Source organism: Parasediminibacterium schistidii (assembly GCF_046546515.1).
Classification (GTDB): Bacteria; Bacteroidota; Bacteroidia; order Chitinophagales; family Chitinophagaceae; genus Parasediminibacterium.
Map to the genome: position 1 here is coordinate 1 of NZ_JBKHKJ010000004.1, position 10,839 is coordinate 10,839.

The following is a 10,839-nucleotide window of genomic DNA, read 5'->3' on the forward strand; positions in this document are numbered from 1 at the left end:
AGCCGGGAGAGTAGGTAGTTGCCATATTTATTTAGCCCCAAGCATTTATTTGCTTGGGGCTTTTTTTGTTTTGTAATATGCCAAAATAGTTAAAACTGTTGATGGCTATAGGTAGAAGAGTAGTGAAAAGTATTAAATCGGCTTTTTAAATGTCCCCTGTTATTTCTAGAGTTTTATTTTTAGATATTGCCATAACAATCGCTAAGGTACACCCACCTATATCTTTCTTTATTTGATGCTCCCAAAACCTTAGGACGGTATAACCTTTAGAAAATAAGTATTCATTGCTTTCTTTGTCCCTATCTATATTCCTTTCAATTTTTTGTATCCAATACTCAGCATTTGCGTTTAGTTTCTGCTTCTTTTCTGCCCATTGGTAACCATGCCAAAACTCGCCATCCACAAAAACAGCCACTTTATAGTTTTGGAAAACAATATCGGGACTGCCTTTTAGTTTTTTTACATGTATCCTATACCTAAACCCAAGTTTCCACAACTCTTTTCTTAAAGCCAGTTCCGGCTTTGTATGCTTGCTCCTGATTTTGCCCATTAGTTTAGAGCGTTCGGCAGATGTATAAAAATTGAATTTTGCCAATGGGGTAGTAATTTATTATCGCCACAAAGTCTTGAAGACGCAAAAACACTAAGAAATATAAAGAAAAAAGTATGCTAAAATAGATTGATAAATAAATTTTAGCTTTTTTTTTTACTTTATAATTAGTCTTTTAAAACTTTGTGCATCTTTGTGTCTTAATGGTAGATTAACGAAACTTTCACTTAATAGTGACAATTTTTTTATTGCCCACCCCGGTGTTCTTCGGGGCGGCCACTTACATTGCCATGTGGAGCTGGCATTTGTGGGCGAGGTGCTTGTTGTTGTGGATGATTTGCAGGAGCTACAGGTCGAGGCATTTGCTGAGGGTGTTGTGGCTGTGGAGATTGTGTTGTAGGCCTTGGCATTTGCTGAGGGCGTGGTGCCTGTGGCACTGCTTCATGGGGTGTTTGTGTTACAACATGCGGCTGTGGTGGTGGTTTAATACCACCGGTAACATGCTGGTGATTATTGCTATTACCATTTGGTGTAGTACCAAAAACTGCTGGTCTGTGCGGATTCCCATTTGCTTGTGTATTTGGGTTTGCCCCAACTTGTGTATGTGGCTGGGCAGGCTTTGGGTTATTGACATGAGCATTTATTGGATGCCCTTGCTGGTTAAATGGCCTGCCTCCAATCCTGTTCATGGCAGGCGTTTCAGGCTTGCCATGATTCACGGAGGCAAACAGGCTTTTATCTTGCCTTGCCATTTGCTCATGCGAGGCCTGGCCTGTAGTAGGGTTTATATGATGTTCCCGCATGGCATGTTGCTCGTGTTCATTTGGTGCAGCATGAATGCCTCCACCACCGTTATAACTTATATGGTTGATGGTAGTATGGTTTATAATTACTGTTTTATCTATATAAGTGTTGTGTACTACAGTCCTGTTTACGTTTACCACGGCTGTATTGTACCTAAAGGCATTGCCCTCCCACCGACCTCCGCTAAAACCAGAACCCCAATACCCAAAGCCATAGTTTACACCGCCATAAAAACCAACCTCCGATCCCCAGTACCCACGGTGCCAACGATAAAAGCCGTCTTCATACCCCCAATAATTGGGTGTCCATAAATAACCTATATGCGGTGGGCGTACCCATACTCCGGGCACCCAGTAGTAATCTCCATCTTCATACGCCCAGTAACCAGGAGTCCATAAATACCCATCGGCAGGACAGGGGGGCTGCACATATTCGGGCAATTCAGGAGGTGCTGTATTGGCTGAAATATTGATGTCAACACTTACCTGCGCAAATGATGTTGAAACCAGTATAAACATAAAGGCTGCTAGGGCTAACAATGATTTTATTTTTTTCATGGTATTATTTTAAGTAATGATAAAGGGTTCGCTTTAGTGTTTTGGTAAAGAGATGCAAACTGTGTGCCTTAAAAGAATATAAATATACGGCTACTTCACTTTCAGCCTTGGGTGCTTAGTTTTAACCAAAAGGTTCACAAAATTTTAAGTTAGTGGCTATTATTATCATGGCTTGCTTTTTAATTTTAAATCAGATAATAAATTTCTAACTTTTATTAAAAAATCTTTCCCGGGGTCTTCTTTTTCCGTCAAATAGCTGGGGTTTGTTTCTTTCCATAAACTGGAATACCTAAACGCTACATATTCAGAATGCCCAATCAGATAGGTTATTTTGTATTTGGAACACAAAAGCCTAACCAACCCTTCGTTTGCCTTTACTTGCTCGTTGGTAAGGGGTTCTTCTTTGCTGCCAATATTTTCAATGCCTATTGCACAGTAGTTTAGCCCAATGATATGCCGGGCAAACAAAGTATCGGGCATTAAATGATAAATAGTCCCGTCCCTGTCTATCAAATACTGGGAAGAAACATTTAGCCTGCTTTCTTTTTTATTGAACGGCCTTCCATTTTCTATAGTGCTGCTGTTGAAATAATTGAAAATACTGTTTACGGTGCCTCCGTCCGTGAAGTGCAAAACAATAATTACAGGCTTAATGGTTGGCCTGTCTTGGATAATGCAGTGCCTTTCTTTTAAGTATTGCAAGCTTAAAGCCTCCCTTTCCTTGGGATACGCCAATGGCTTTTCAATAATATGTATCGAATTGGTATCTGCCGCTTTTGATAGTGTAGGGGTTGATAGGTACTTAATCTTGGCTTGACTTCTTGCACAAAAGCTACAAAGCAACCCTAGTATAAAAGCCATTAATATTTTTTGCATTCCTCCCTATCTTTTGATGAAGATAAGAAGGCATTTGTAGATAGCCCAAAATTGGGGAAGTAGTTGAATTAATTGTTTATGCAATAGTTCTGTACCAGTTTGCAACTGTAAAAATTCCAGCCATTTATGTATGTACCACGTGAACAGAATGCACGCCCAACTGCATTTTTTCAACAGGTATTATATATTTCGCAGATTTATTTGTACCTTGCACTTAGCGTATTACAAGCCTTGCGTTATTTAGGTATTTGCAAACGGTAGCCATATTATTTCAATCATTTTATTTTTTTTGTAATGCAGTACAAAACATCAACAGGGGACGAAAAACAATTCAGGTGGTCCAACGAATGCGAGCCTCACAAAATGCGGACAAGGGAAATTATTAACGACCATCCCGAAATAAGGGGGTTGATAGGGCGCAACCCTTATACGTTTCTAGTAATATTGCTTTGTATTGCTGTGCAAATTGGGTTGGCTATTGCTTTAAAAGACGCTGCATGGTGGTTAGTAGTACTAGCTGCCTACTGCATTGGGGCGTTTGCTTGTCACACGCTTTTTGTTTGCATACACGAATGTGCGCACAACCTGTTGTTCAAAAAAAGGATACTCAATACACTTGCCGGCATACTGGCCAACTTTCCATTGGTTTTTCCTAGCTCTGTTTCTTTTCAAAAATACCATTTAAAGCATCATGCTTTCCAAGGCGTGGAAGCCATGGATGCAGACATGCCCTTTAGATGGGAAGCTAAGCTGATAGACAATTCGGCTTTAGGAAAGGCTATTTGGCTATTGTTCTACCCAATATTCCAAGTGATGAGGCCTTTTCGCCTTACCAAAGAAATATCACTTTTTGATGAGTGGACGGTTGTAAACTGGGTAACACAAGTTGCATTTATGGGTGGCATCATTTATTTTTTTGGTATGCACGCCGCAACCTACCTTATCGCAAGTTTTTTCTTTTCTATAGGGCTGCACCCATTAGGCGCACGCTGGATACAGGAGCATTTTCTTACCCACGGCGATGAACAGGAAACCAAAAGCTATTATGGCCGTTTAAACAAGGTAAACCTAAACGTGGGCTATCACAACGAGCACCACGATTTTCCATCCATACCTTGGAATAAACTGCCGCAAATAAAAAAGATGGCTTCAAAGCATTACGACAACCTAGGTTACCATACCTCTTACACAGCATTGCTGTTCCGCTTCCTGTTCGATAAAAATCTTTCCGTTTATTCACGCACTGCCCGCACTAATAGGGGCAAGCAGAAGAAAGAAACTGCCAATATTTCTTCAAAAGCAATTGTAAATGCTGGGCAAGCGGTTTTGTAGTGTAAACACCCTGTTTTGTGTAAATCCATACAGCAGCTCAAATCACTGAAAGGTTCAGGGCATAAAAAACATCAAAATCCTCTGCATCCTTTGGTATGGATGGCTAACAGGTGCATAAAAATCTCCCAATAAGCAACTGATGGTTAGCTCGAAACAATCAATTTATATATAATTAATGCTATTTATGCATTCATTTTAAATTGGTTGAATACGCAGAGGTGCTGCTGTACAAGGCTTTAGTCTAGTAGTCTTTCTGGGCAAGATGTTAACGAAACGTATCTTGCCTGAACAGATTACTTGATTTCATAATCCGCTGCCACACGCCCAAAAAGAATGGCTGTTAATGCATGCCTGTGGCGTGTTCCCTTCGCTCAGCTCTGGCAGCCATTTCCAGTATTGATTTCCACAGCTAGGCACAAAATTCCAAATTGCTTCTCTTCTAAACAGAAAAATAAAAGGTACTACTCACCACATCGAATATTCTTTTTTAGCCACGAAGGCACAAAAATACAAAGAGGTACGAAGAAAAAAGAAGTTTAAAAGACATTGATAATATAATTTTTCTTCTTTTTTCTTTTCTACTTCTTCTCTTAAAACTTTGTGCCTCTTTGTGTCTTCGTGCCTTCGTGGCAGATGAAACAAACTTGCACCTGAGTAGTAACAAATAAAATTCATCTAATCCCAAACCACACAAACCAACTTTATTTAGCTGTACCATAAAAGCAGCTTTTTATCAATATTCCAGCTACTTTTTCTTTAAATCCAATTGATGAAAACAATCATCCACACTGGTACATAGTTTATAGGGTTTGCCATCTGGTAAGGATGGTATAGGGTTCCATGCAGTTGAAAGAAATGCCATCGTCCAATCATTATGCGTTGTGCAATAAGGTAATTTGTCGCTAGCCGATGAGGGGTCTATCCAATAGCGGGTAGGGCAATATTCATCTCCTCCAAAGCTATCGTCTGGTCCATGGTGATGATGTATGTGAGTGGCATGTCCCAACTCGTGCGTTACAGATATAATTAATAGTCTGGAATTTAAGGTAGTTACATTCTGTTTTATTGTGTTGCTTAAAGTTGCCGCATCTATATGGTAGTTATAGTTTGTATTAGCATGTGCTATATGTTTTATCATGCCATGCTCATAACAAACATCGGGTGCGCTTCCATCTTTCTGTGCAGGATTGCAGAGCGGGTGTACTCGCTTTGCTGCGGTTAATATCTCTAATTCTTCTATTTCCTTTTGTTGGATAAAAACATAGTTTACATCTGCAGGAAAGAAAGCACCATCATGTGTCTCATCAAATTTTTTATCATACAATGATTTTGTGTACCCTAGCGAGCCAATTTTTACTATAGGTCCAGTATATACATCTATTACCACTGCAAAGGTTTTATGTTCTAGTGGGCTATTAAAATTGATCCAACGGCGGTACAAAGAGGTGGCACCTGGTTCAAAGGCGGCATATTTATCGTATAAAAAATGATATGTTTTTATATGGTTGAAAGTAGTGTATCCTTCTACTCCCTTGCGTACCTCATCGCTATATTCATTTTTGGCAGCAATTGTAAACAGCTCTTTATCATTGGGCGATAAACGCTTGTATAGCCAATTATCGTCTGCATCCTTTACTGCAAAACCGCGGTATTCATCAAACAGGGCAATATCATCTCCATCATTACCATTAATTGGTTTTTTATCTTCATCCCATTCTTTATACAGTTTGCGGTCATATATATTTATATCTGGCCTTTTCTCCCAGGCATCGGCTATTTGATTGCCATTTTTATCAAAGGGAATAGTGGCAGTAAAGCCATTGTCGTAATTATTTACAGCCCTTAGTTCTTTACCATCTTCCTGAAAAGTAACATCCGCAATCAATTCGCCGAAGGCACCATAATCTTCACTTTTTACTACCGCAACTACATTAGCGCCATTGGTTGCTTTTGAGCTGATGGTATTTGATTGTATATCCAGATTATCAAAATCTGCTTGGTGTGCGGTAAGCGAATTATCCCACAATAAATCTTTTTTGGTATCAGGATTATTGCTTAAAGTAGGGTAGTTACTACAAATGCCTTTATAGTTAGATACATTTACCAATGAATATTTTACCTTAAATGGGTGGCTACTACTAACATCTACCTTAGGGTGGGCTTTATCTACAATAATGGTTTTAAAGCTAGTGGTGGCTATGTTTTCTGGTGGGGTAGTGCCTATTTGGCTGCCTTGCGGTATCCAGTTTTCATAATCAGTTTTAACTACTGGAACAATGTAAGCAATATACTTAGAGGGAACAGGGTTGCCGATGGTGCAGTTAAATGATTGTGTTACGCCATCAAAAGTGCCTGAATAGCTGATGCTAAAACCATTGGCTGTTTTGGTACACTTGCATATATTAACATGATCATTAGTTTTATTAGGTTTTTCGCCGCCGGGCGTTGTCCAACTTGCAGGGTCGTTAGATCCACCAAAATCAAGCATTGATACACCTCTTTCCGAAGGTTTATCTTGAGGGTTTATAGTACCTGCATCTGCCCCAACTACAAATTGGTTGGATAATGGGTTGTAATAAAAATTAAAAATGAAAGTGTTGTTAGATACGCCTTTAAAAGTGCCCACATGTTCCTGAACGGTAGTAGAACTTGCAGAACCAGAAAGGTTATGATAAGAGCCAACTGCAAGCTGATTATTACCGCCATCTGGCAGTTCATTACAAACTACCCGTACAATGCCATTTTGTTTAAACATATACGCAGTAGCAGTAGAACCCTGAAATTGACTACTAAAGTGAACGTTTGGTTCTGTTCTAGTAGTGGTACAGCTAAAGGATACAGACACTTGCGATGTATCAATGTGGGCAAAAGGGTCTATCGATAGTTGTGCCGCATAAGGCAAGTTAACTAAACCTGGTTGCAGTACAGGGTGCTTGCTTCCTTCTTTACTGGCATTTATTATTGCTTGGTCTTTGCCCATCATCTGTAAACGAAACTTATTTTTATCTTCTCTAGAAGTAGAAGTATCCATGCTTTTTTTCAGTTGCTTCAATTCTTCTATCTTCTTATTTTTCAGTTTTTCTGCGTCTGCTGGGTTTGTTGGTAGGCTACCGCCAGTTGCTGGGTCCATTGTTGATTTGCCTGTAATTATTTTTTGTAGTTCAAGTGCATATTTTATCTTGTCTTGCGGGTTGGTGGCCTCATCAATCAGTTTCTTATACTTTGCAACTGTTTCTTCCATTTGTGGGCTCATTTGTGCATTTGTTTTTGTAAACACAAATAGTAGCAGGGTTAATAAAAGGAGTAGTTTAGACATAATTTACATGATTTTATATTTGCCGATAATGAATTAGACCAAATAAATGTACTACTTTTTACAAAAAGTTGGTTTGAAGCTATCGTTAAGAAGCGTTCAGCCTTAACTTAAATCTGCCTACTCAATCCTATGTCAATACATAGCTGCTTATGAATATAAGAATAAGCCATAATTATCTTAATATAATTCAAAGCGGGATTGGTTCTTGCCCAGCTAATGCAAGTCAAATAATCGGGGTTCCCTCCTCTTAACTACGGTGCCTTCACAATTCCCCTCACGAGGGGTGGCCTAAGGCCGGGGTGGTTACTCCGCTACGATAACCCATCCAACGCACAAAGGCAATAATTCATTTTGGCAGGTTGCCTGCAAACAACAGAAATACTACATTTCGGTTAGGGTTCTCCTGCGTTGAAAGAACGTGGAGACCGAAGCGAAGGCACACGCGGCACGCCGTGCGCCAGCAAACCTAATTATTTCGGCTCGTGCGCTAGCGGGGAGGGCGGAGGTTTATTTTTTTCTATTTCCCTTTTTTTGCCTATAACTTATTGATATTCAATCTTTTATAATTTTTTAGCCTCGTTTTTTATGATAATTTAAGTGAATTTTATGATAATGTATTGATAATGGAATGATAGTTTTATGATAATAAGCTAATAATTTATGGATAAGAAACTATTAAGATTTGGATGGTGGATTATCATTTTCCCTAGCCAACCATCTGATGCAAGAGGCAAGGCCAAGGTGCCGCTTACTGTAAAATTGGCATGAATAGGTATATAGCCCAAAATTAAAATCCTATATGGGGGAAATATGCCCCCATGAGCATCCAAAAATGCCCCCATATAGGATACTGAGCGAAGGCTAACAAAGGCAGCCAAATTCCCCTCACGAGGGGTGGCCGCAGGCCGGGGTGGTTACTCCGCTACAATAAGCCATCCAACGCATAAAGGCAATAATTCATTTTGGCAGGTTGCCTGCAAACAACAGAAATACTATATTTCGGTTAGGGTTCTCCTGCGTTGAAAGGACGGGGAGACCGAAGCGAAGGCACACGCGGCACGCCGTGCGCCAGCAAACCCAAATTATTTCGGCTCGTGCGCTAGCGGGGGGTGGTGGTTTATTTTTTTTCTATTTTCCTTGTTTTGCCTATAACTCATTGATATTCAGCTGTTTATGTTTTTTTAAGCCTCGTTTTTTATTATAATTTAAGTGAATTTTATGATAGTTTATTGATAATGGAATGATAGTTTATTGATAGTAAACTGATAATTTATGGATAAGAAACTGATAAGATTTTGATAGTGGATTATCATTTTCCTAAGCCAACTACCATCCGATGCAAGAGGCAAGGCCAAGGTGCCGCTTACTGTAAAATTGGTATGAATAGGTATATAGCCCAAAATAAAAATCCTATATGGGGGAAATATGCCCCCATGAGCATCCAAAAATGCCCCCATATAGGATACTGAGCGAAGGCTAACAAAGGCAGCCAAATTCCCCTCACGAGGGGTGGCCGCAGGCCGGGGTGGTTACTTCGCTACGATAAGCCATCCAACGCAAAAAGGCAATAATTCATTTTGGCAGGTTGCCTGCAAACAACAGAAATACTACATTTCGGTTAGATTTCTCCTTCGTCGAAAGCGCGGGGAGACCGAAGCGAAGGCACACGCGGCACGACGTGCGCCAGCAAACCCTAATTATTTCGGCTCGTGCGCTAGCGGGTAAAACTTCAAGGTTATATACGCAAAAAGCAAATAAAGCATTGCGAATAAAACACAACCACCCTAACAACAACCGCAATCCACTAACATACGTATTTGCAATATGGCTGGCTTGACGGAACACACTCGGCTTTTATACCTTCTTTAAACTTTTGTTCCCGCAGACAGTACAATATTGGTCAGTAGGTTATATATTTGAACTTTAGGAGCAAGTATTAAGCTTTAGTTTTCGTCTGACCCAGCGCTATTTTCAGCCACAATCGCAAATACCTGTTTGCTATGATGCTATTACATACCAAATAAACAAAACATGAAACTTAGTGTATTCAAAAAAGCATTTAATAAAGATATTAATATTATAAGAGTGTTATTTGTGGCTCTTTTTGTGGGTTCTATTGGCTTGTCATTTTGGATTTCGAAGAATAAATACGCTGAAACAGCTGAAGTAGTTAAAGTTGCATTTAAACTCCGTGACAGTGTAATTGAAAAGGCTATTCTTGCTGATACTTCAAAATCACAGCCAATAACTAAATTAAGGGAGCAATATTTTGCAATTGCAGAAATTAAGAAACCATATTTTTTTATGGCACAGCGATTCACTTCATATGGATATACTTTTACAATTTTCTTTGCATTGTCATCAATTTTATCAGGAATCTTGGGTTTTCTTTTAATAAAAAAAGGATGGGACAGTACAGAGAGTTTTTACTTAAAAGCATCTTTTCTAATAATTTTCTTTTGCTCAACCCTTTTTGGAATTTTGCCTAATGTTTTTAACACAAAAGAAAATACCAAAAATAATTTAACCAAGTATAATTATTTTAGTGGGCTTCAATTAGATATTTATGATTTAGTAAAAGATAATCATGGGTTTATTAAAAGAAATACACCAGGGTCATTAGATAGCCTTAATTTAACCATATCCTCAATCACAAAAAGTATAAAGGAAAATCAGGATTTGTATTTTGATACTTATATTGATAAAATACCGACAGATGTTAAACCTTTAAAGTAAAAGCATACAACAATCAATTTTAGTTATAGGGGCAGACAACAACGGCGAGGAACGGAGGGAAGACTAACAATGGCAAAAAATATTTTTCAGGAAAAGTATTTTTCAAAGCTAAATTTTCTATATTCGTTTTAGAAAAGCCTTTACAGCAACACTAATTATAAAAACCGATAACCCAAAAACTGCTTTAGAAATATGGCAACATTTACAACAAACCAATCAACTGGATATTCTTTTGCAATTTCCCCTATTACAAATAGACATGGCACTGTGGCAGGCTCAATGGAGTTAAGCGTTGCCAACACTGGCTACAGCCACCACGTCAATATATTTGCCTTCTGTAATCCCCACTTTGGTATCACCCCCAAAGACATAGACGACTCAACAGCCAAGCATCACCCTCACTGGCCTACTCCATCTCCGCCGCCTACAAAAGCAGCTACTATGATTTGGTTTGGGGCAGTATTGTGAGTAAGATGGTGGGGATTAGGAATTTGTAGTAACAAATCAGGAGATTTGTAAACACAATGGCGTAGTCGGGAGACTCTACGCCGAGCGAGGACGATAACAATTTTATTTATACCACAGCAACAATAGAAGATGAATTTGCTTTAAGAAAGCTTAACTATAATCTGAAACGGTTATATAAATTTAAACAAGCAAATAGGTTT

The 10,839-nt window shown here is 39.0% G+C and carries 7 protein-coding genes; 3 read left to right on the forward strand and 4 right to left on the reverse strand.

Annotated features, from left to right (window positions below):
* Positions 1 to 145: 145 nt before the first annotated feature.
* From ACHFIY_RS03060 to ACHFIY_RS03070, 3 genes are all read right to left on the reverse strand, one after another.
* Complete coding sequence (locus ACHFIY_RS03060) at positions 146 to 595, reverse strand: very short patch repair endonuclease (RefSeq protein WP_410844585.1); 450 nt, start codon at positions 593 to 595, stop codon at positions 146 to 148.
* Between the two features lie 200 nt (positions 596 to 795).
* Positions 796 to 1,911: a YXWGXW repeat-containing protein gene (locus ACHFIY_RS03065; RefSeq protein ID WP_410844586.1), complete on the reverse strand. Its 1,116-nt coding sequence runs from the start codon at positions 1,909 to 1,911 to the stop codon at positions 796 to 798.
* A gap of 165 nt (positions 1,912 to 2,076) precedes the next feature.
* Positions 2,077 to 2,787, reverse strand: coding sequence for an N-acetylmuramoyl-L-alanine amidase (locus ACHFIY_RS03070; RefSeq protein WP_410844587.1), 711 nt, complete (start codon positions 2,785 to 2,787; stop codon positions 2,077 to 2,079).
* A gap of 294 nt (positions 2,788 to 3,081) precedes the next feature.
* Between ACHFIY_RS03070 and ACHFIY_RS03075 the strand changes: the two genes are divergently transcribed.
* On the forward strand, positions 3,082 to 4,119 hold the full coding sequence (locus ACHFIY_RS03075) for a fatty acid desaturase (RefSeq protein ID WP_410844588.1): 1,038 nt from the start codon (positions 3,082 to 3,084) through the stop codon (positions 4,117 to 4,119).
* Positions 4,120 to 4,864: 745 nt separating this feature from the next.
* Here the strand turns inward: ACHFIY_RS03075 and ACHFIY_RS03080 are convergent.
* The gene (locus tag ACHFIY_RS03080; RefSeq protein ID WP_410844589.1) at positions 4,865 to 7,435 is read right to left on the reverse strand and encodes a hypothetical protein; all 2,571 of its coding nucleotides are present in this window, start codon (positions 7,433 to 7,435) and stop codon (positions 4,865 to 4,867) included.
* Between the two features lie 2,031 nt (positions 7,436 to 9,466).
* On the opposite strand from ACHFIY_RS03080, the gene ACHFIY_RS03085 reads away from it, so the two are divergent.
* Both ACHFIY_RS03085 and ACHFIY_RS03090 read left to right on the forward strand, forming a co-directional pair.
* Entirely contained in the window at positions 9,467 to 10,171 is a 705-nt protein-coding gene (locus ACHFIY_RS03085) for a hypothetical protein (RefSeq protein ID WP_410844590.1), read from the forward strand.
* A 192-nt stretch (positions 10,172 to 10,363) separates the two neighbouring features.
* On the forward strand, positions 10,364 to 10,639 hold the full coding sequence (locus ACHFIY_RS03090; RefSeq protein ID WP_410844591.1) for a hypothetical protein: 276 nt from the start codon (positions 10,364 to 10,366) through the stop codon (positions 10,637 to 10,639).
* The last annotated feature ends 200 nt before the right edge of the window (positions 10,640 to 10,839 follow it).

Excerpts from the sequence above, each read along its gene's own strand:
- ACHFIY_RS03065 (WP_410844586.1), bottom strand. The coding sequence starts at position 1,911 with ATGAAAAAAATAAAATCATTGTTAGCCCTAGCAGCCTTTATGTTTATA.
- ACHFIY_RS03070 (WP_410844587.1), bottom strand. The coding sequence starts at position 2,787 with ATGCAAAAAATATTAATGGCTTTTATACTAGGGTTGCTTTGTAGCTTT.
- ACHFIY_RS03075 (WP_410844588.1), top strand. The coding sequence starts at position 3,082 with ATGCAGTACAAAACATCAACAGGGGACGAAAAACAATTCAGGTGGTCC.
- ACHFIY_RS03080 (WP_410844589.1), bottom strand. The coding sequence starts at position 7,435 with ATGTCTAAACTACTCCTTTTATTAACCCTGCTACTATTTGTGTTTACA.
- ACHFIY_RS03085 (WP_410844590.1), top strand. The coding sequence starts at position 9,467 with ATGAAACTTAGTGTATTCAAAAAAGCATTTAATAAAGATATTAATATT.
- ACHFIY_RS03090 (WP_410844591.1), top strand. The coding sequence starts at position 10,364 with ATGGCAACATTTACAACAAACCAATCAACTGGATATTCTTTTGCAATT.